Source organism: Granulicatella adiacens ATCC 49175, from assembly GCF_025150565.1.
GTDB lineage: Bacteria > Bacillota > Bacilli > Lactobacillales > Aerococcaceae > Granulicatella > Granulicatella adiacens.
This window is the reverse complement of the sequence record NZ_CP102283.1, coordinates 1,298,778-1,317,719: the sequence shown is the minus strand read 5'-3', so window position 1 is coordinate 1,317,719 and position 18,942 is coordinate 1,298,778. Positions and strand designations below refer to the sequence as shown.

Sequence of the window (18,942 nt, the reverse complement as noted above, 5' to 3'; positions counted from 1 at the left end):
CAACAAATAACCAATTAATTTACCGAGAGTTAGAGTAAGATCTAACGAAAAGAGTTTTTTAACAAAACGCAACGCTATGCGACATTTAACCAACGGTTAAGTGAATAAGGGCGCACGGTGGATGCCTTGGTACTAGGAGCCGAAGAAGGACGGAACTAACACCGATATGCTTTGGGGAGCTGTAAGTAAGCTAAGATCCAAAGATTTCCGAATGGGGGAACCCAGCACCTTTCATAGGGTGTTACCAATGAGTGAATACATAGCTCATTAGGAGGTACACGCAGGGAACTGAAACATCTCATTACCTGCAGGAAGAGAAAGAAAAATCGATTCCCTGAGTAGCGGCGAGCGAAACGGGAGGAGCCCAAACCAACGAGCTTGCTTGTTGGGGTTGTAGGACTAGAACGTGAGAAGACATCAAGATAGCAGAAGTGGTCTGGAAAGGCCCATCACAGAAGGTGACAATCCTGTACGCGACATCTTGACGAACTCTACTAGCATCCTGAGTACGGCGGGACACGAGGAATCCCGTCGGAATCCGCCAGGACCATCTGGCAAGGCTAAATACTACCTAGTGACCGATAGTGAACCAGTACCGTGAGGGAAAGGTGAAAAGAACCCCGGGAGGGGAGTGAAAGAGTACCTGAAACCGTGTGCTTACAAGTAGTCAGAGCCCGTTAATGGGTGATGGCGTGCCTTTTGTAGAATGAACCGGCGAGTTACGTTTACATGCGAGGTTAAGATGAAGAGTCGGAGCCGTAGCGAAAGCGAGTCTGAATAGGGCGCATGAAGTATGTGGACGTAGACCCGAAACCAAGTGATCTACCCATGTCCAGGTTGAAGGTGCGGTAAAACGCACTGGAGGACCGAACCAGGGCACGTTGAAAAGTGCTTGGATGAGGTGTGGGTAGCGGAGAAATTCCAATCGAACTTGGAGATAGCTGGTTCTCTCCGAAATAGCTTTAGGGCTAGCCTCGGAAGTGAGAATCGTGGAGGTAGAGCACTGTTTGGACTAGGGGCCCATCTCGGGTTACCGAATTCAGATAAACTCCGAATGCCATGTATTTATATCCGGGAGTCAGACTGCGAGTGATAAGATCCGTAGTCGAAAGGGAAACAGCCCAGACCACCAGCTAAGGTCCCAAAATATCTGTTAAGTGGAAAAGGATGTGGGGTTGCACAGACAACTAGGATGTTGGCTTAGAAGCAGCCATCATTCAAAGAGTGCGTAATAGCTCACTAGTCGAGTGACCCTGCGCCGAAAATGTAACGGGGCTAAACAGATTACCGAAGCTGTGGATTGGACCTTATGGTCCAGTGGTAGGAGAGCGTTCTAAGGGCGGAGAAGCATGATCGTAAGGACATGTGGAGCGCTTAGAAGTGAGAATGCCGGTATGAGTAGCGAAAGACGGGTGAGAATCCCGTCCACCGAATAACTAAGGTTTCCTGGGGAAGGCTCGTCCTCCCAGGGTTAGTCGGGACCTAAGGCGAGGCCGATAGGCGTAGTCGATGGACAACAGGTTGATATTCCTGTACTTCTATAAATCGTTTGAGCAATGGAGGGACGCAGGAGGCTAAGAAAAGCGTACGACTGGAAGTGTACGCCCAAGCAGTGAGTCGGCTGATGAGTCAAATGCTTATCACAGATGCGACAAGCTGTAACGGGGAGGGAAGTTTAGTACCGAAGTTTCTGATGTCACACTGCCGAGAAAAGCTTCTAGCAAGATTTATAGGACCCGTACCGCAAACCGACACAGGTAGTTGAGGAGAGAATCCTAAGGTGAGCGAGCGAACTCTCGTTAAGGAACTCGGCAAAATGACCCCGTAACTTCGGGAGAAGGGGTGCTGGTAGCAATACCAGCCGCAGTGAATAGGCCCAGGCGACTGTTTATCAAAAACACAGGTCTCTGCAAAATCGAAAGATGACGTATAGGGGCTGACGCCTGCCCGGTGCTGGAAGGTTAAGAGGAGAGGTTAGCGCAAGCGAAGCTTTGAATTGAAGCCCCAGTAAACGGCGGCCGTAACTATAACGGTCCTAAGGTAGCGAAATTCCTTGTCGGGTAAGTTCCGACCCGCACGAAAGGCGTAACGATCTGGGCACTGTCTCAACGAGAGACTCGGTGAAATTATAGTACCTGTGAAGATGCAGGTTACCCGCGACAGGACGGAAAGACCCCATGGAGCTTTACTGTAGTTTGATATTGAGTGTTTGTGTCACATGTACAGGATAGGTAGGAGCTGAAGAATCCGGGACGCCAGTTTCGGAGGAGGCAACGGTGGGATACTACCCTTGTGACATGACCACTCTAACCCGCACCCCTTACCGGGGTGGGAGACAGTGTCAGACGGGCAGTTTGACTGGGGCGGTCGCCTCCTAAAGTGTAACGGAGGCGCCCAAAGGTTCCCTCAGAATGGTTGGAAATCATTCGAAGAGTGTAAAGGCAGAAGGGAGCTTGACTGCGAGACCTACAAGTCGAGCAGGGACGAAAGTCGGGCTTAGTGATCCGGTGGTTCCGTATGGAAGGGCCATCGCTCAACGGATAAAAGCTACCCTGGGGATAACAGGCTTATCTCCCCCAAGAGTTCACATCGACGGGGAGGTTTGGCACCTCGATGTCGGCTCATCGCATCCTGGGGCTGAAGTCGGTCCCAAGGGTTGGGCTGTTCGCCCATTAAAGCGGTACGCGAGCTGGGTTCAGAACGTCGTGAGACAGTTCGGTCCCTATCCGTCGCGGGCGTTGGAAATTTGAGAGGAGCTGTCCTTAGTACGAGAGGACCGGGATGGACACACCGCTGGTGTACCAGTTGTTCTGCCAAGAGCATCGCTGGGTAGCTATGTGTGGACGGGATAAACGCTGAAAGCATCTAAGCGTGAAGCCCCCCTCGAGATGAGATTTCCCATCACATCAAGTGAGTAAGACCCCTGAGAGACGATCAGGTAGATAGGCTAGAAGTGGAAGTGCCGCGAGGCATGGAGTGGACTAGTACTAATCGGTCGAGGACTTAACCACGAGTTGTATAGCTGGTAGATTGATGGAGTTGGATATAGATTCAGTTTTGAAAGAACGAAAGTTTTTTCAGAAATAAAGTGTGGTGACGATGGCAAGAAGGATACACCTGTTCCCATCTCGAACACAGAAGTTAAGCTTCTTAGCGCCGATAGTAGTTGGGGGTTTCTCCCTGCGAGGGTAGGACGTTGCCACGCTTTATTAATTTTCCGCCATAGCTCAGTTGGTAGTAGCGCATGACTGTTAATCATGATGTCGTAGGTTCGAGTCCTACTGGCGGAGTTCATTCATATAAATGTTTGGAAACTCGGAGAGTTGTCCGAGCTGGCCGAAGGAGCACGATTGGAAATCGTGTAGACGGTTAACCCTGTCTCAAGGGTTCGAATCCCTTACTCTCCATTTGTATGATTGTTTTTGTTACTATGGCCCGTTGGTCAAGCGGTTAAGACACCGCCCTTTCACGGCGGTAACACGGGTTCGAGTCCCGTACGGGTCATTATTTTTTTATGGAGGATTACCCAAGTCCGGCTGAAGGGAACGGTCTTGAAAACCGTCAGGCGTGTAAAAGCGTGCAAGGGTTCGAATCCCTTATCCTCCTTAATATTATCGCGGGGTGGAGCAGTTGGCAGCTCGTCGGGCTCATAACCCGAAGGTCGTAGGTTCGAGTCCTACTCCCGCAATTAGGTTCCGTGGTGTAGGGGTTAACATGCCTGCCTGTCACGCAGGAGATCGCGGGTTCGATTCCCGTCGGGACCGTTAGATGAATATAATATTCGCTAGGCTCGGTAGCTCAGTTGGTAGAGCACTTGATTGAAGCTCAAGGTGTCGGCAGTTCGATTCTGTCCCGAGCCATATGGAGGGGTAGCGAAGTGGCTAAACGCGGCGGACTGTAAATCCGCTCCTTCGGGTTCGGCAGTTCGAATCTGCCCCCCTCCATTTTTTGGAGTTGAATTTCAAACTATTTAGGGGTATAGTTTAAAGGTAGAACAGCGGTCTCCAAAACCGTTAGTGTGGGTTCGATTCCTGCTACCCCTGTTACTTTAATATTATGGCGACCGTGGCGAAGTGGTTAACGCATCGGTTTGTGGCACCGACATTCGGGGGTTCGATTCCCCTCGGTCGCCTATCTTGGGGTATAGCCAAGCGGTAAGGCAACGGACTTTGACTCCGTCATTCGTTGGTTCGAATCCAGCTACCCCAGTTTTTTTATAGTTTGATGGCGGTATAGCCAAGTGGTAAGGCAGAGGTCTGCAAAACCTTCATCACCGGTTCAAATCCGGTTACCGCCTTCCTGATATGCCGGCGTGGCGGAATTGGCAGACGCGCTGGACTCAAAATCCAGTGCCCGCGAGGGCGTGCCGGTTCGACCCCGGCCGCCGGTATATGTGTAAAGACAAGGTTTCTAAGACCTTGTCTTTTTTTGTTTTAATGATGAGTATAACCATTTAAACTCATTTTGTATAGTGGCATAAGTTGATGTGAAGTCTGCTTTGTTTTACTATTGAATCAGATATTCTAATTTTGAGAAGGGTAGTTTACCAGTTCTATGTTCGAAATAACATACTATACATTTATTTCGTTACTTCTTTATTTTATAATCCTTTTTTTCTCGCAAGTGCTATATTCTGTTTTGAAAAGAAAGAAGACTTCATTAGAACTTTTAAAGATTATAAGAGATCTTTTTAAAACAATTGTTTTCATAGTGCTACTAATATATGCAAATATTTTGAATTTATTGTCTTTATCAGTAAACTTTGTATCTCTTTTCTTTTTCGGATTGTTTACTCTCTTATTTATTTTTTTATTTACAAAAAAGGATAATAGTCATTATCCTTTGCATACAAAAGTTTCAGCGATTCTTCTTTCACCTATTATTGAAGAAGTGATTTGTAGAGAAATTGCTTATAATTCTGATTATGTTTTGGTTTCTTATATACTGGGAACGATCATCTTTATCTTTTTCCATTTTGCTTTTGACTTTAAGAGCATCATTTATTTTCTATGTATGTCGAGTTTGCTTTTCCTTTTAAGGGAACAATCTGGTTCAGTTCTAAATTCTATTCTTCTTCATATGATGATGAATATAACCGTTATTTATAGAAAATAATCATCTTAGATATGTTTTTAATTTATGAAACACGAAAGCCCAACGAAAAAGTATCGTTGGGCTTTTTAGACTGTACTATTTTTTATTAAAGGCATTTAGTAATTTAAAACAGAGGGCTAGATTGAGAAGAATAATAAGTAGTGTGAGGATGGAAGAAAAGTAGAGTTGGAAAGGGTTTTGTAATAGTTGATGAATCCATATTGAACAACATAATCCTGTTACGATTCCACTCAAAAGACCAGGTACATATCTTTTTAGATAAAGACTTTGGAGTACATGGATTACAATGTGATAGTTATATGCGATGATGATTGTTTGATAAATTGTAAAATCACCCACATAAAAACTATAGGCTAGAAAAGCTAAAAGAATTAGAAATTCCTCTAAGACGATTAGGTTAAACTTAAAAGGAGAATAGAGTTCCTTGAAATTTTTAAATTTTGGATGTTCAACCATAGAGGACATAAATGAGGGCATAAGAAGAATCTCTTCCATTTCGTGAATCATAAATAAGCTAGGAAAAAGTAAATAGAACGCGATTGAATCCATAATGTGAACCTTCTTTATTAAAAGTTTGTTTTATGTTGAATATTATACCAAGAAATGGAACCTGTTATGAAATATTGACATTTTCTACTACTTAAAATGGTTAATTTATCAGCTATTAGTGACACTATTGTTTGTATCGTTTATAATAGAAGAGATAGTAGAAATATTTATATTTCAAATTTAAGGAGGTAAGTATGCGAGTCGGTATATTTACAGATACGTACTTTCCACAAGTGAGTGGGGTTGCTACTTCAATTCGAGTACTAAAAGAAGATTTAGAAAGACAAGGGCATAAGGTCATTATTTTTACAACTACTGATCCAAAAGTGACTGAGCCAGAAGAAAATATTGTACGATTAGGTAGTGTTCCTTTTTTTGCGTTCAAGGATCGTCGAGTTGCGATTCAAGGGCTGGGGAAGGCTTATCGAATTGCGAAAGAAAATGAATTGGATATCATTCATACGCAAACTGAGTTTAGCCTTGGGTTAGCAGGCAAACTAATTGCTGCTATGTTGAAGATTCCAACGATTCATACGTACCATACAATGTATGAAAAATATTTACACTACATTGCAAAAGGTAAAGTGCTACGTCCAAGTCATGTGGCGTATATCTCTAAAGCGTTTTGTAATCAAACAAGTGGAGTAGTTGCTCCTAGTCAAATGACAAAAGATAAGCTACTTGAATATGGAGTGCTTCAGGAAGTTCGAGTGATTCCAACTGGAGTCGTTGTTCCTCCGCAAGAACCAGATATAGCGAAAACTTTAAGAAGTGAGCTGGGGTATTCAGATGATGAAGTGGTATTACTATCACTCAGTCGTTTGTCTCAAGAGAAGAATATCGCTGCAGTGATTGCTGCGTTACCAGCTATCATAGCAAGTAAGCCAAATGTACGCTTATGTATTGCTGGTGGCGGACCTGAAAGAGAGAAGCTCGAAGCGCAAGTGGCGGAACTTGGCATGAACGATTTTGTTCAATTTGTGGGCGAAATAAAAAACGAAATGGTCTATAAGTATTATCAAATGGCAGATCTTTACGTGAATGCTTCTGAATCAGAAAGTCAAGGATTAACGTACCTAGAGGCACTTGTTAACCGTGTTCCAGTAATCGCTAAGAAGAATGATTATTTAAGCAGCCTTATTACAGCAGATGCTTTAGGAATGTTATTTGAAACAGACGCAGATATTGCGAATTGTGTCTTAGAGTATATAGAAACTCAACTAGGTAATGAAGCGGAAGTATCAGTATTACAAGACCAATTATTATCGGAAATTTCTTCTGAAACATTTGGAGAAAGAATTGTAGATTTCTACGAAGCTGCGATTAACGGCTATCAATGGAATCAAGAACATTCGCATAACATTATGAATCTGATGAAATTTTTACGTTTATCAACAAGTGAGTTAAAGGATGAAGAAAATGAAAATTAATACAGTAGGCTTTGTTGGCACTGGCGTGATGGGGAAATCCATGATTCGCCATTTGCTAAAAAAATATAATGTTGTAGTGTACAATCGTACGAAAGAAAGAGCATTAGACCTTCTTGAAGAAGGAGCGATTTGGGCTGATACACCTACTGAAGTTGCTAATCAATCGGATGTGGTTTTAACAATTGTAGGCTATCCAAAAGATGTAGAAGAAGTGTACTTCGGTGAACAAGGAATCTTCAAGTCTACGAAGGAGCATCTTGTTGTAGTAGATCTTACAACAAGTACCCCAACTCTTGCTAAACGCATCGCAGAAGAAGCTACTAGTCGTTCGTGGGAGGCTCTAGACGCACCTGTTTCAGGTGGAGATCTTGGTGCAAAAAACGGAACTCTTTCTATAATGGTTGGTGGGACAGAGGAAACATTAGAAAAAGTATATCCAGTATTGGATTGCTTCTCTAAGACGATTACGTTGCAAGGAACTGCAGGTGCTGGGCAACATACAAAAATGGCTAATCAAATTATGATTGCAGGAACGATGACAGGTTTAACAGAGATGCTCGTTTATGCAAAAGCTGCAGGACTTGATTTGGATAAGGTATTACAAACAGTTGGTGCAGGAAGTGCGGCCAACTGGTCACTCTCAAATTATGGACCTCGCATTTTAAAAGAAGATTATTCTCCAGGATTCTTTGCAAAACATTTCCTTAAAGATTTAGGAATTGCACTTGATGAAGCAGAGAGAATGCGTCTATTTTTACCAGCTACTTTACAAGCAAAAAAACTCTACGAAACGCTCTGTGATGATGGCTTTGCAGATGATGGTACCCAAGCTTTAATCAAATTATATTGGAATTTACCAACTGAATAAAATTCTCTTAAAAGAATGGTTATTCTTACTATCAAAGATGGGTTTTATGGTAGAATAATGGAAGAAAGTTTGAAAGGGGTAGTAATTATATGAAACCTTCACAATTGGTGGCAATTGTTCAACGTCTGCAAACAATGGCAGCACAAGATTCTGAGATTGAGGTGCGTCGTTTTGAAAAGGATGGCGTTGAGAAAGCTATCGTTACTTTTAATCATGAAGCAAATAGTTTTGAATTAGAAGACGTAGAAACAAATCAAACATTCCAATTTGATGATATTGATTTAGTGACAATTGAAATCTTTGAAATGTTACAAGATTAAAAATTAACTGTGAGTAAAGCCACGGCGCAGAGTGTCTGTGCTGTGGCTTTTCAATATAAAAGGTAAGGATGAACAAATGAAAATTGCATTATTAGGATTTGGCACTGTTGGTAGCGGTGTTTATAATATTTTGAAAACAAATGTAGCAAAATTAGAGCGAGTACTTCCAGAGAAAATCGAGATTAAGACGGCTTTAGTTCGTGAACCAGAGTTGATGCAACAAACAGATGTTGTATTTACAAACAATATTAACGATATCACTAAGGATCCAGAAATCGAATTAGTAGTTGAAGTGATGGGCGGAATCACAACCGCATATGATTATGTGAAAGCCTGCTTATTAGCGAAAAAATCAGTTGTAACAGCCAATAAAAATTTAATTGCTGTTCATGGAGTTGAATTGACAACACTCGCTAAATTAGAAGATGTGTACTTGTACTATGAATCAAGTGTTGGCGGTGGAATTCCAGTTCTTCGTCCGATGGTGCAACATTTTGAAACGAATGATGTGGAATCGATTGTTGGTATCGTCAACGGGACAACAAACTTCATTTTAAGTTCTATGGAAAAAGAAGGACTCAGCTACGAAGAAGCATTAAAGATTGCTCAAGAAAAAGGCTTTGCTGAAGCGGATCCAACAAGCGACGTGGAAGGGCATGATGCAGCTTATAAATTAATGATTTTGACTCGTTTAGCTTTTGGCGTAAATGTTGCTTTTGATGAAGTAGCTAAAACCGGAATTTCTGGAGTCACAACTTCTCATATGAAGATGGCTTCTGAGAATGGGTATGCAATCAAACTTCTAGCAAAAGCTCTTAGCGATGGCGAAAAAGTTTCGCTTGAGGTAGCACCAACTTTTGTACCAGCAAATCATTTACTAGCGCAAGTTCATTATGAAAACAATGCGATTTCTGTAACAGGAAATGCAGTCGATGAAGTTTTATTCTACGGAAAAGGAGCAGGCTCCCTTCCAACAGCAACAAGTGTCTTAGCAGACGTAGTGGAAGTACTTCGTCGCAAAGGTAACGGTAGTGCGGTGGAAACTTTTGGCCGTGTAGAAAGCCCATTAGTGGAATTCAGTCCAGAGGCTGCGACAAGTTCTTATTTCGTATATGGAAAAGGAAACTTGGAAGAAGCTCCGTTCAATGGAGAAATTGTATCAAACAGCCAAGGTGAATTCGGAGTTCGCTATACAGCTTTAACAGCTAGTGAGTTAGCTAAAGTAAAAGAAGCTTTTGCTCAACTAAATGAAGTCGCTATTTATCCAATCTTGGAGGAAGCATAATGGCATTAACAATTAAAGTTCCAGCAACTTCAGCCAATATCGGACTAGGATTCGATTCACTTGGGATTGCAGTGAATTTATATTTGACGCTTCACGTAGAAGAACCTTCTAGCGAATGGGTAATTACACATCCGTTTGGAGAAGAAATTCCCACAAATGAAGAAAACTTAATTATCGAGACTGCTTTAAAAGTTTGCCCAACATTAGCACCGCATAAACTCGTATGCGAAAGCGAGATTCCTTTAACAAGAGGCCTTGGAAGTAGTTCGAGCGCGATTGTTGCCGGAATCGAATTAGCCAATGTATTAGGCAACTTACAGTTAACTAACGACGAAAAAGTCAAATGGGCAACCCTTTTCGAAGGGCATCCTGACAATGTGGCACCAGCTATCTTAGGAGGCGTCGTTGTCGCTACTTATGATACTCACACGAAAGAAGTGTTGACGGTTCATAAAAATGTAGAAGCATCGATTGCAATGGTCGCTGTGATTCCAAACGTTCAATTATCAACGAAGAAGAGCCGTGGCGTACTGCCAAGTTCGCTAGCATACGGTGAGGCAGTAGAAGCAAGTAGCCGTAGTAATGTATTAGTAGCTGGATTGATGGTCGAAGATTGGAAAGTCATTTCATCAATTGTAGAAAAAGATTTGTTCCATGAAACGTATCGTTCAACGCTTGTTCCTTGGATGGAAGAGGTTCGTACGATTACAAAAAATGAAGGTCTTGATACATGCGGGACTTACTTAAGTGGGGCAGGCCCAACGGTGATGACGTTTGTTCATAAAGAACAAGTCGATCGTTTTGTAAAAACATTAGAAAAGTATTTAGAAACAACGCTGAAAGATTGCACAATTCGTGTGCTTGAAATTGATGCGCAAGGCGTTTACGTAAAGTAGAAGGAGAACTATGGCACTATTCAAACCAACGTGGTTTAAAAAGACCTTTCAAGAGATTACCGTTCCTTTCTTACAGGAGAATGGAATCGAAGTTGTCTTAACCGATTTAGATAATACACTGATTGGCTGGGACGAAAAAGAAATCGATGAAAACTTACTTGACTGGGTACGTTCATTAAAAGAAGCAGGCATCAAGATTGTTCTTGTATCGAATAATAATGAACATCGTATCAAAGATGCTGCTGAAAAGTTGGATGTCCCATATGTGTATCCTGGCTTGAAACCACTGCACAAAGGGTTCAAAGAGGCACAACAATTACTGGAGTTTGATAAATCAAAAACAGTCATGGTTGGCGACCAATTATTGACAGATATTCTAGGGGCGAATACTTTTGGAGTTAGAACCATTATCGTAAAACCTAGAAAAGAGAGCGATGCTTGGAAAACAAAAATCAATCGTTTCTTTGAAAAAGGAATTTTTGTAGTAACACAAGGTGCGTCCTATCATAAGAAATGGGAGGAGGATTAATCATGGAACAGTATGTATGTATTGGATGTGGAGCAACAATCCAAACGGAAGATCCAAAAGGAACGGGATACACACCTCAAAGTGCATTAAATAAAATGCTGGAAAGTGAATGCCCTCTCTATTGCCAACGTTGTTTTAGACTCCGTAATTATAATGAGTTGCAACCGGCATCTTTAACAGACGATGATTTCTTGAAGATGTTAAGTAGTATCGCCGATGAAGATGCGCTAGTTGTGTTTGTGGTTGATTTATTCGACTTATACGGAAGTATGATCTCAGGATTGAAACGCTTTGTGGGCGATAATCCAATTTTATTTGTAGCCAACAAGGTGGACTTATATCCAAAATCGGTAAACCGTAATCGTCTGAAAGCATGGATTGAACGCCATGCAAAAGAGTACGGCATTAAACCAGTCGATACCCTTCTTGTGAGCGGTCATAAACGGATTCAAATTGACGAATTGCTAGAGAAGATTAACGAATACCGTAAAGGTAAGGATGCGTATGTCGTAGGAGTAACGAATGTAGGAAAATCAACACTCATTAATAAGTTGATTCAAAGTATTGGTGAAACAGGAGAAGTGATTACAACCTCTCAATATCCAGGAACAACGCTTGGACAAATTGATATTCCATTTGATGAACATTCTTCATTAGTGGATACACCGGGGATTATTCACCGTCATCAAATTACTCACTACTTAGCGGAAAAAGAAATGAAGAAAGTCTTACCGCAAAAAGAGTTACAACCAAAGACATTCCAATTAAATAGCGAGCAAACGATTTTTATCGGTGGTTTGATTCGTGTCGATTACGAACAAGGAGAACGAAACTCATTTACCTTCTATACACCGCAAACAATCGATTTGCATCGCACGAAGTTGGAGAAGGCGACTGAGTTTTATGCAAAACATGCAGGAACACTTCTAACGCCGCCAACAGGAGACAATATGAAATTGTATCCAAAACTAGTGAAGAAGACATTTACGATTAAAGAGAAAACGGACTTAGTGATTGCAGGGCTTGGCTGGGTAACGATTCAAAAACCAGGTACGGTATCTGTATGGAGTCCAAAAGAAGTTGACGTGATTCAACGTCAATCTATTATTTAGAGAAAGGAGAGCTTTCATGGAATTAAAAGGGAAAGAAAGACAGTTCTTCAAAAAAGAAGCACATTCGTTGAAGCCAATTTTCCAAATCGGGAAAGGCGGACTTAGCGAAGAGATGATTCATCAAATTCAAAACGCTGTTGAGAAACGCGAATTGATTAAAGTGACTTTATTGCAAAATACATTAGAGGAGCCCCAAGAAGCTGCCGAAACAATTGCAGAAGCGACTGGGAGTACCATTATTCAAGTGATTGGCCATACGATTGTGTTATATAAAGAAGCACGAAATCCAAAACATAGAGATCTTTCAGTACGATTTGCAGAATTCAAAAAAAGAGGTCGATAGACAATGGTTGCTGAACTCAATATTTTTTCTGAGACATTAAACAAAACTGAAAAATTCGGTGAAGAAATGCCGGTAGAACGCGTAGGGCTTATCGGAGGTAGTTTCAATCCGCCACATATTGCACATTTAATTATGGCTGAACAAGCACGTGTGCAATTAGGCTTAGACAAGGTGTACTTTTTACCAAGTCATATTCCGCCACATGTGGATGAGAAAAAGACCATTGATGCAAGTACCCGTGTGGAAATGACACGCCTTGCGATTCAAGATAATATTTATTTTGATATTGAGACAATTGAACTCGAGCGTAATGAGAAGAGTTATACGTATGACACGATTCAACTCTTAAAGAGACAAAATCCGAATACGGAATATTACTTTATTATTGGTGGAGATATGGTGGATTATTTACCGACATGGCATAGAGTGGATGAATTAGTTCATGAAGTACAATTTGTCGGGGTTGAACGTCCAGGATATGAAAAAGAAACGCCATATCCAGTCCTATGGATTACAGCACCGAAGATGGATATTAGTTCAACACAAATTCGAAAAAATGTCTTATTCCAACAAAGCATTAAATATTTGGTGCCAGAATTAGTGGAAGCCTATATTGCCGAAAAGGGGTTGTATTTAGAATGAGCGAAGTAAAGAGCTTTGAACCTTATACAACGATGACAAGAGAAGAGTTGTTGTCTCATGTCCAGTCAAATATGAGCGACAAGAGATATCAACACTGCCTGCGTGTCGAACGAAAAATATTGGAATTAGCAAAGCTTTACGGCGTCGATGAGAAGGCTGCTGCGTTTGTGGGATTAGCGCATGATTATGCTAAAGAAATCCCAGTGGAAAAACAGCAAGCTCTTGCCAAAGAAATTGGACTTCCTGAAATGTATCATCATGAAGGTTCTGAAATTCTACACGGGCCGATTGGAGCGTATTTGATTTCAAACCTATGCGGAGTAAAGGCTGAAGAATTACTTGATGCCATTCGTGAGCATACAATTGGAGGGCTTCAAATGAGTCTTCTTTCTAAGTGTCTCTTTGTGGCAGATGCAATCGAAGACGGAAGAGATTATCCAGGTGTGGATGTTGCAAGAGAAATCGCTGCGAAGAATATTGATGATGCGGTCTTTTATTTATTGAAGCATACATTGGAATTTTTATTGGAAAAAGAAGTTAGTATTTTTCCAAAAACAATAGAAGTTTATAATCATTATTTGAAACAAAGAAAAGGAGAATAGAATGGAACATACCAGTAAAAAATTATTACAAGTTGTTTTAGATGCTTGTGAAGACAAGTTAGCACAAGAAGTGGTTGCACTAGATGTAGCAAGTCTTACACCAGTTGCAGAATATTTCGTGATTACACACGGTAAAAACGAAAAACAAGTACAAGCGATTGTCGATGCTGTAGAAGAAGCGGTTGAAAAAGAAGGCTTCGAAGTAAGAAGTATCGAAGGTAAAGATGGTGGTAAATGGATCTTGATGGACTTAAATGATGTCATTGTCCATGTATTCTATTATGCTGATCGCGAATTCTATAATTTAGAAAAATTATGGAGCGATGCACCAATCGTGAATATTGTGAGTGAAAACTAATGAACTATCAAAAATTTGCTCATGTATATGACCAAGTGATGGATCAACAACTCTACGATGAATGGACGGACTATGCAGTTCGTTCTTTTTCGCATAGTGCCAAAAGACCGGTTCGTAAAGTGATGGAACTTGCTTGCGGGACAGGAGAAGTATCTATGCGTCTTGACGATAAAGGATACGAAGTCATTGGCGTTGATTTATCCAAAAATATGTTAGAGATTGCTGAAAAGAAAGCGCAAGGTAGACATATCAAATGGCTTCAAGCGGATATGCGAGTATTGGAAGAGGTACCGACAACCGATGCAGTAACGCTGTTTTCAGATTCACTCTGTTATTTAACAGACTTTGAAGATGTCGTTTCGGTATTTGAAGCGGTATACGACCACTTAGAAGAGGGTGGAATTTTCCTCTTCGATGTTCATTCACTGCATCAAATGCAAGAAGTTTTCCCAGGATACCAATATCATTTTGTGGAAGATGATTTTGCGTTTCTATGGCAAAGCTATGAGTTAGACGAGCCAGGTAGCGTGGAACACGTCATCGATATGTATATTAAACAAGAAGATGGCAACTTGTATGAGCATTTCCAAGAAGTGCATGAAGAGCAAACTTTCCCTATTGAAATGGTTAAAGCCGCACTAGAGATGGTGGGTTTTACCGATATTATGGTGACGGCTGACTTTGGAAGAAGCCAAGTCCAAGAAACGAGTCCGCGTTGGTTCTTCCAAGCGGTGAAATGAGGCTTATGTATGAAAGTATGTGGAGTAATTGCTGAATTTAATCCATTTCATCAAGGCCATGCTTATCTGTTAGAACAAGCACGCGAAAAAACGGGTGCGGATGTTATTGTTGTCGTGATGAGCGGTAACTGGGTGCAACGTGGTGAACCTGCTATCGAACAGAAATGGAGTCGTGCAGAAGTCGCGCTTCAAAACGGGGCGGATGTTGTGATTGAGATGCCGACTGCGGTCAGCTGCCAAGCAACAGACCTCTTCGCAAGAGGCGCAGTAGAAATCTTGCAAAAGGTAGGGTGCCACTTCTTAGCTTTTGGTTGTGAAAGTGGAGATGCGGCTTTTTTTGAAGTAGCGGTATCTCAACGAAATACCATTGAAAAAGAAATTAGTCGTTTTGTAGAAGAGAACCGTTCACTAACTTTTGCTAGCCAATTAACACAGCTCGCTGTGAAAGAGTTTGGAGAAGCCAGTGCACTCGCAGAAGCCTTACAGTCTCCAAATCAACAGTTGGGACTAGCTTACGCCGTTGAAAATGCTAAGAGTGAACATCCAATGCAGATCGTTCCAATTACAAGAGTAGGAAGTGGACATTTGGATGATGCGTTAGACAAAACTGCTTTTGCCAGTGGAACAGCCTTACGAAAAGCGCTGAAGGGGAATCGCGTTGAGAAAGTATTACGAGAACAATTGTCTTATGTACAGTTTGATGAAGAAGAGTACAAAAACGATTGGAGTTCTTATTGGGCAATCTTGAAGAGTATCGTCTTAAGAAGTACTGACGAAGAACTACGTGCCATTTATCAAATGGAAGAAGGAATCGAGAATCGCTTGAAGGAAGCTGTTCGAACAACCTTGACTATTGAGGAGTGTCTCCAACATCTCAAAAACAAACGGTGGAGCTGGGCAAGGTTGCAACGACTCCTTGTTTATGTTTTACTTGGAATAACCAAAATGGAAATGGAAGACTATTGGAATGCACCGATTCATCAAGGTAAAGTTCTGGGGTTTACATTAAAGGGCCAAAAGTGGTTGAAGAATATGCGGGAAGTAGAGTCGTTCAATTTAATAACTAATTACGCAGCCTATAAAGATGAACGCCAAGAAAGTTGGGATTTATTGTATGATTTTTGGAATCCATCCAAGCAAATTTCTGCTACGGTCTTTAAGCCGATTCAAGTGAATAAGGAGATAGGATTTTAATCTCTGTATTTTCAAGCTTGTAAAGTAAAAAGCTTTGACAAACTTTCAATAAACTAGTATAATTCAGTATGTTGCTTTAGGGGTGAAAATTGTGAAAATATCAGTTAAACAACTTCAGGATTCTCAAGGGACTCCAACTTACTTTGATACAGAAATTAATGTGGAAGAGGCTTTAAAACAACGAGATGATTCCATTCTTGCTGTTTCGCCAGCATACATCAAAGGATTTCTTGTTTATCAAAGCCAATCAGTTGTAGCGCAATTTACTTGCGATGTTGATATCACACTTCCTTCATCCAGGTCTTTAGAGCCAGTGGTAGTTCCACTCCACATAGATATTGTGGAAAGATACATTCCGTCCCATCTCTCGGTTGATGAGAAAGAGCTAACAGAAATTGTAATGCCTCTTGATGGTGATTGGGTTGACCTTGAACCCGCTGTGGAAGATCATATTTTACTTTCAATTCCTTTACAAGTCTTATCGCAAGAGGAATTGAGTGAAGATAAAATGCCTTCAGGAAATGATTGGGAGGTTGTAACGCAAGAAGCTCTTGAAGAGCGACGCAAACAACAAAAAGAACAATCGGTTGATCCAAGGCTAGCGTCTTTACAGTCTTTCTTCGAAAAGGATGAGACTGAGAAGTAAAAAGCATTATGTAAAGAAGATTGATTAGGAGGTGTACAAAAATGGCAGTACCAAAACGTAAAACATCAAAAGCGAGAAAAGCAAAACGTCGTACTCACTTCAAATTAGAAGTTCCAGGATTGAGCGCATGCCCATCATGTGGAGCATTAAGAAAGAGCCATCACGTTTGTCCTGAGTGTGGTTCATACGACGGAAAAGAAGTTGTTTCTAAAGAAGCATAATCATAAACGTTACAAAACCTTAGACAGTTGTCTAAGGTTTTTTCTTTTTATAGTTAAGAAGCAAGATGTATCAAAAATGATCTGTATCATTTTTGATACATTTAAAAATATTATGAGTTTTAAGAAATCTATTGTAAACTAGTAGTAATGGAGGTGGGTCAATGTTATTTTTTGAAATCGTACTTTGGTTAGTATTTATTTTAAGTTTTGTGGGCTTCACGGTCGTTTTTGGAAATCGAATCTTCTATAATGAGACTCGCTTCATAACTATTCGTGAAATTATGACACCAATGCTGTTGTTGGTATTACATACCACAAGTGTGAATGTTTATGGTTATTCTTGGTTTAGTTATGCTACATTAGGTTTTGCTCTTATTGGGTTAGCATTACTATATTTCAAATTAAAAAGAGGGAAACTAGTTCTTAGACCTTTCCTCCACCAATTATTTTCTATTTCGTTTTTATTTTTTGGATTGCTTGTCCTATTAGTACAAGTTGGAAGATTCTTCAAATAATTGTATAAAATCAATAGTTCTAAGCTCTTTACGCGGAAAGTGTAAAGAGCTTTTTTTTGCATTAAAACAGCCTATATGGGGAGAGAAAACTTTTTTTAAACTTTTTTAGTAAAAAAGTGGTGAAAAGTGGTGGATTGTGGTAAACTATGGTTACTATATTATTGGAATGGAGGAGTCTGCATGTTAATCGGTGAATATCAACATACAATTGATGCAAAAGGACGTATGATCGTGCCTGCTAAATTTCGTGAAGATTTAGGATTCACCTTTATCGTGACACGTGGACTTGATGGCTGTTTATACGGTTATCCTCTCGAACAATGGGAGCTCATTCAAAATAAATTGAGAGACTTACCACAGTCTAAAAAAGATGCACGTGCTTTTACACGTTTTATGAACTCTGCTGCGATTGAAGTAGAATTTGACAAGCAAGGTCGTGTGAATATCTCTCAAACGTTACGCGCGTATGCGGGATTAGAAAAGAATTGTCGTGTTATCGGAAACAATGATCGTATTGAGATTTGGAATGAAGAACGTTGGCAAGAATATATTGCTGAAACAGAAGAGAATTTTGAGGAATTGGCCGAAAATATGATTGATTTTGGCTTTTAGAAAGGGAAGGGACCATGTTTAAACATATCACTGTATTGCTACATGAAACGGTAGATGCATTATCCATTAAGCCAGACGGAATCTACGTAGACTGTACACTGGGTGGTGCGGGACATAGTCAATACTTACTTAGCCAATTAACGACAGGGCATCTTTATTGCTTTGATCAAGATATGCAAGCCATTCAACATGCAAAGGCTCGTCTTGCTAAAGAAGTTTCTGAAGGAAAAGTAACTTTTATTCACGCAAACTTCCGTCAATTAAAGATAGAACTTGGTAAACTAGGTGTTTCTAAAGTGGACGGAATCCTATACGATTTAGGAGTGTCTTCACCACAACTTGATCAGATTGAACGAGGATTTAGTTATCATCAAAATGCAAAGCTCGATATGCGAATGGATCAAAGTGCTCCGTTAACGGCAGAAGAGATTGTAAATGAATGGAGCTATGACGAATTAGTTCGTATTTTCTATCGTTATGGAGAAGAGAAGTTCTCGAAACAAATTGCTCGTAATATTGAACGTATTCGTGCTCAACACAGAATTGAAACAACTGGAGAATTAGTGGATATCATTCGAGATAGTATTCCTGCTGCTGCAAGAAGAAAAGGAGGACATCCTGCAAAAAGAATTTTCCAAGCGATTCGTATTGCTGTGAATGATGAATTAGCAGCGATAGAAGATTCCTTGGAGCAAGCCTTCGAAGTAGTTTCAGTTGGCGGAAGAATTAGTGTTATCTCTTTTCACTCATTGGAAGATAGAATCGTGAAAACAATGTTTAAACAACAAAGTACGGTTGAAAAAGCTCCGAAGAACTTACCGATTTTACCAACGGAAGAAGAAAAAGCTCCGTTTCAATTGGTGAATAAAAAACCAATTTTACCAAGTTTAGAAGAAATAACAGAAAACTCTCGTTCGCAAAGTGCGAAGTTAAGAGTCATTGAGAAAATTAAAGGATAATTTAGA

General features: G+C 40.6%; 20 protein-coding genes, 13 tRNA genes and 2 rRNA genes. 34 read left to right on the top strand and 1 reads right to left on the bottom strand.

From position 1 onward, the window contains the following. Positions 1-94: 94 nt before the first annotated feature. The 16 genes from NQ540_RS06480 to NQ540_RS09765 all read left to right on the top strand — a co-directional run bounded on the left by NQ540_RS06480 (position 95) and on the right by NQ540_RS09765 (position 5,115). Positions 95-3,011 (top strand): 23S ribosomal RNA (locus NQ540_RS06480). Between the two features lie 78 nt (positions 3,012-3,089). After that, positions 3,090-3,205: ribosomal RNA gene (gene rrf, locus NQ540_RS06475) — 5S ribosomal RNA — on the top strand. Between the two features lie 11 nt (positions 3,206-3,216). Continuing rightward, a tRNA-Asn gene (locus tag NQ540_RS06470) sits at positions 3,217-3,290 on the top strand. 27 nt (positions 3,291-3,317) lie between these two features. Then, positions 3,318-3,407: transfer RNA gene (locus NQ540_RS06465), tRNA-Ser, on the top strand. Positions 3,408-3,432: 25 nt separating this feature from the next. Next, a tRNA-Glu gene (locus NQ540_RS06460) sits at positions 3,433-3,504 on the top strand. A gap of 12 nt (positions 3,505-3,516) precedes the next feature. After that, positions 3,517-3,606, top strand: a tRNA-Ser gene (locus NQ540_RS06455). 9 nt (positions 3,607-3,615) lie between these two features. Next, positions 3,616-3,688, top strand: a tRNA-Met gene (locus NQ540_RS06450). A 3-nt stretch (positions 3,689-3,691) separates the two neighbouring features. Continuing rightward, a tRNA-Asp gene (locus NQ540_RS06445) sits at positions 3,692-3,764 on the top strand. 23 nt (positions 3,765-3,787) lie between these two features. Then, a tRNA-Phe gene (locus NQ540_RS06440) sits at positions 3,788-3,860 on the top strand. Positions 3,861-3,863: 3 nt separating this feature from the next. Beyond that, positions 3,864-3,944, top strand: a tRNA-Tyr gene (locus NQ540_RS06435). A 28-nt stretch (positions 3,945-3,972) separates the two neighbouring features. Beyond that, positions 3,973-4,043, top strand: a tRNA-Trp gene (locus NQ540_RS06430). Positions 4,044-4,059: 16 nt separating this feature from the next. After that, positions 4,060-4,132 (top strand) — tRNA-His (locus tag NQ540_RS06425). Positions 4,133-4,137: 5 nt separating this feature from the next. Further along, positions 4,138-4,209 (top strand) — tRNA-Gln (locus NQ540_RS06420). Between the two features lie 17 nt (positions 4,210-4,226). Continuing rightward, positions 4,227-4,297, top strand: a tRNA-Cys gene (locus NQ540_RS06415). Between the two features lie 9 nt (positions 4,298-4,306). Continuing rightward, a tRNA-Leu gene (locus tag NQ540_RS06410) sits at positions 4,307-4,390 on the top strand. A 164-nt stretch (positions 4,391-4,554) separates the two neighbouring features. After that, positions 4,555-5,115 (top strand): CPBP family glutamic-type intramembrane protease, encoded by a 561-nt coding sequence (locus tag NQ540_RS09765; protein WP_005606014.1) that lies wholly within the window; start codon positions 4,555-4,557, stop codon positions 5,113-5,115. A gap of 75 nt (positions 5,116-5,190) precedes the next feature. On the opposite strand, the gene NQ540_RS06405 is transcribed toward NQ540_RS09765, so the two are convergent. Then, complete coding sequence (locus NQ540_RS06405) at positions 5,191-5,664, bottom strand: HXXEE domain-containing protein (protein WP_005606012.1); 474 nt, start codon at positions 5,662-5,664, stop codon at positions 5,191-5,193. 194 nt (positions 5,665-5,858) lie between these two features. On the opposite strand from NQ540_RS06405, the gene NQ540_RS06400 reads away from it, so the two are divergent. From NQ540_RS06400 to rsmH, 18 genes are all read left to right on the top strand, one after another. Next, positions 5,859-7,094 carry a glycosyltransferase family 4 protein gene (locus tag NQ540_RS06400; RefSeq protein WP_005606010.1) on the top strand — a complete coding sequence of 412 codons (1,236 nt, stop codon included), beginning with the start codon at positions 5,859-5,861 and terminating at the stop codon, positions 7,092-7,094. Next, positions 7,075-7,962 (top strand): NAD(P)-dependent oxidoreductase, encoded by an 888-nt coding sequence (locus NQ540_RS06395; protein ID WP_005606009.1) that lies wholly within the window; start codon positions 7,075-7,077, stop codon positions 7,960-7,962. The genes NQ540_RS06400 and NQ540_RS06395 overlap by 20 nt, the downstream gene beginning before the upstream one ends. A gap of 89 nt (positions 7,963-8,051) precedes the next feature. Next, positions 8,052-8,282 carry a YkuJ family protein gene (locus NQ540_RS06390; RefSeq protein ID WP_005606007.1) on the top strand — a complete coding sequence of 77 codons (231 nt, stop codon included), beginning with the start codon at positions 8,052-8,054 and terminating at the stop codon, positions 8,280-8,282. Between the two features lie 76 nt (positions 8,283-8,358). Then, entirely contained in the window at positions 8,359-9,567 is a 1,209-nt protein-coding gene (locus NQ540_RS06385) for a homoserine dehydrogenase (protein ID WP_156780422.1), read from the top strand. Beyond that, positions 9,567-10,463 (top strand): homoserine kinase, encoded by an 897-nt coding sequence (thrB, locus tag NQ540_RS06380; protein WP_005606004.1) that lies wholly within the window; start codon positions 9,567-9,569, stop codon positions 10,461-10,463. Before NQ540_RS06385 ends, thrB begins: the two co-directional genes overlap by 1 nt. Positions 10,464-10,473: 10 nt before the next feature. Next, positions 10,474-10,992 (top strand): YqeG family HAD IIIA-type phosphatase, encoded by a 519-nt coding sequence (locus tag NQ540_RS06375; RefSeq protein ID WP_005606002.1) that lies wholly within the window; start codon positions 10,474-10,476, stop codon positions 10,990-10,992. A gap of 2 nt (positions 10,993-10,994) precedes the next feature. After that, positions 10,995-12,104 (top strand): ribosome biogenesis GTPase YqeH, encoded by a 1,110-nt coding sequence (gene yqeH, locus NQ540_RS06370; RefSeq protein WP_371829329.1) that lies wholly within the window; start codon positions 10,995-10,997, stop codon positions 12,102-12,104. Positions 12,105-12,120: 16 nt separating this feature from the next. Then, positions 12,121-12,447, top strand: coding sequence for a ribosome assembly RNA-binding protein YhbY (gene yhbY, locus NQ540_RS06365; RefSeq protein ID WP_005605998.1), 327 nt, complete (start codon positions 12,121-12,123; stop codon positions 12,445-12,447). A gap of 3 nt (positions 12,448-12,450) precedes the next feature. Next, complete coding sequence (locus NQ540_RS06360; protein ID WP_005605997.1) at positions 12,451-13,089, top strand: nicotinate-nucleotide adenylyltransferase; 639 nt, start codon at positions 12,451-12,453, stop codon at positions 13,087-13,089. After that, on the top strand, positions 13,086-13,691 hold the full coding sequence (gene yqeK, locus NQ540_RS06355; protein WP_005605995.1) for a bis(5'-nucleosyl)-tetraphosphatase (symmetrical) YqeK: 606 nt from the start codon (positions 13,086-13,088) through the stop codon (positions 13,689-13,691). The genes NQ540_RS06360 and yqeK overlap by 4 nt, the downstream gene beginning before the upstream one ends. Position 13,692: 1 nt before the next feature. Continuing rightward, a complete protein-coding gene (gene rsfS, locus NQ540_RS06350; RefSeq protein ID WP_005605994.1) occupies positions 13,693-14,049 on the top strand; it encodes a ribosome silencing factor in 357 nt (118 codons plus the stop codon). Next, positions 14,049-14,789, top strand: coding sequence for a class I SAM-dependent DNA methyltransferase (locus NQ540_RS06345; RefSeq protein ID WP_005605993.1), 741 nt, complete (start codon positions 14,049-14,051; stop codon positions 14,787-14,789). The genes rsfS and NQ540_RS06345 overlap by 1 nt, the downstream gene beginning before the upstream one ends. 9 nt (positions 14,790-14,798) lie before the next feature. Continuing rightward, a complete protein-coding gene (locus tag NQ540_RS06340; RefSeq protein ID WP_005605992.1) occupies positions 14,799-15,983 on the top strand; it encodes a nucleotidyltransferase in 1,185 nt (394 codons plus the stop codon). A 91-nt stretch (positions 15,984-16,074) separates the two neighbouring features. After that, positions 16,075-16,629, top strand: coding sequence for a YceD family protein (locus tag NQ540_RS06335; RefSeq protein ID WP_039848829.1), 555 nt, complete (start codon positions 16,075-16,077; stop codon positions 16,627-16,629). Between the two features lie 41 nt (positions 16,630-16,670). After that, the gene (gene rpmF, locus NQ540_RS06330) at positions 16,671-16,850 is read left to right on the top strand and encodes a 50S ribosomal protein L32 (RefSeq protein WP_005605990.1); all 180 of its coding nucleotides are present in this window, start codon (positions 16,671-16,673) and stop codon (positions 16,848-16,850) included. Between the two features lie 161 nt (positions 16,851-17,011). Beyond that, entirely contained in the window at positions 17,012-17,365 is a 354-nt protein-coding gene (locus NQ540_RS06325; RefSeq protein ID WP_005605989.1) for a hypothetical protein, read from the top strand. Positions 17,366-17,545: 180 nt separating this feature from the next. Then, positions 17,546-17,977, top strand: coding sequence for a division/cell wall cluster transcriptional repressor MraZ (mraZ, locus tag NQ540_RS06320; RefSeq protein ID WP_039848828.1), 432 nt, complete (start codon positions 17,546-17,548; stop codon positions 17,975-17,977). Between the two features lie 14 nt (positions 17,978-17,991). Further along, complete coding sequence (rsmH, locus tag NQ540_RS06315) at positions 17,992-18,936, top strand: 16S rRNA (cytosine(1402)-N(4))-methyltransferase RsmH (protein WP_005605987.1); 945 nt, start codon at positions 17,992-17,994, stop codon at positions 18,934-18,936. Positions 18,937-18,942 lie beyond the last annotated feature (6 nt).

What these genes read in the sequence shown, in the direction of transcription:
- NQ540_RS09765 (WP_005606014.1), top strand. Translation starts at nt 4,555, where the DNA reads ATGTTCGAAATAACATACTATACATTTATTTCGTTACTTCTTTATTTT.
- NQ540_RS06405 (WP_005606012.1), bottom strand. Translation starts at nt 5,664, where the DNA reads ATGGATTCAATCGCGTTCTATTTACTTTTTCCTAGCTTATTTATGATT.
- NQ540_RS06400 (WP_005606010.1), top strand. Translation starts at nt 5,859, where the DNA reads ATGCGAGTCGGTATATTTACAGATACGTACTTTCCACAAGTGAGTGGG.
- NQ540_RS06395 (WP_005606009.1), top strand. Translation starts at nt 7,075, where the DNA reads ATGAAGAAAATGAAAATTAATACAGTAGGCTTTGTTGGCACTGGCGTG.
- NQ540_RS06390 (WP_005606007.1), top strand. Translation starts at nt 8,052, where the DNA reads ATGAAACCTTCACAATTGGTGGCAATTGTTCAACGTCTGCAAACAATG.
- NQ540_RS06385 (WP_156780422.1), top strand. Translation starts at nt 8,359, where the DNA reads ATGAAAATTGCATTATTAGGATTTGGCACTGTTGGTAGCGGTGTTTAT.
- thrB (WP_005606004.1), top strand. Translation starts at nt 9,567, where the DNA reads ATGGCATTAACAATTAAAGTTCCAGCAACTTCAGCCAATATCGGACTA.
- NQ540_RS06375 (WP_005606002.1), top strand. Translation starts at nt 10,474, where the DNA reads ATGGCACTATTCAAACCAACGTGGTTTAAAAAGACCTTTCAAGAGATT.
- yqeH (WP_371829329.1), top strand. Translation starts at nt 10,995, where the DNA reads ATGGAACAGTATGTATGTATTGGATGTGGAGCAACAATCCAAACGGAA.
- yhbY (WP_005605998.1), top strand. Translation starts at nt 12,121, where the DNA reads ATGGAATTAAAAGGGAAAGAAAGACAGTTCTTCAAAAAAGAAGCACAT.
- NQ540_RS06360 (WP_005605997.1), top strand. Translation starts at nt 12,451, where the DNA reads ATGGTTGCTGAACTCAATATTTTTTCTGAGACATTAAACAAAACTGAA.
- yqeK (WP_005605995.1), top strand. Translation starts at nt 13,086, where the DNA reads ATGAGCGAAGTAAAGAGCTTTGAACCTTATACAACGATGACAAGAGAA.
- rsfS (WP_005605994.1), top strand. Translation starts at nt 13,693, where the DNA reads ATGGAACATACCAGTAAAAAATTATTACAAGTTGTTTTAGATGCTTGT.
- NQ540_RS06345 (WP_005605993.1), top strand. Translation starts at nt 14,049, where the DNA reads ATGAACTATCAAAAATTTGCTCATGTATATGACCAAGTGATGGATCAA.
- NQ540_RS06340 (WP_005605992.1), top strand. Translation starts at nt 14,799, where the DNA reads ATGAAAGTATGTGGAGTAATTGCTGAATTTAATCCATTTCATCAAGGC.
- rpmF (WP_005605990.1), top strand. Translation starts at nt 16,671, where the DNA reads ATGGCAGTACCAAAACGTAAAACATCAAAAGCGAGAAAAGCAAAACGT.
- NQ540_RS06325 (WP_005605989.1), top strand. Translation starts at nt 17,012, where the DNA reads ATGTTATTTTTTGAAATCGTACTTTGGTTAGTATTTATTTTAAGTTTT.
- mraZ (WP_039848828.1), top strand. Translation starts at nt 17,546, where the DNA reads ATGTTAATCGGTGAATATCAACATACAATTGATGCAAAAGGACGTATG.
- rsmH (WP_005605987.1), top strand. Translation starts at nt 17,992, where the DNA reads ATGTTTAAACATATCACTGTATTGCTACATGAAACGGTAGATGCATTA.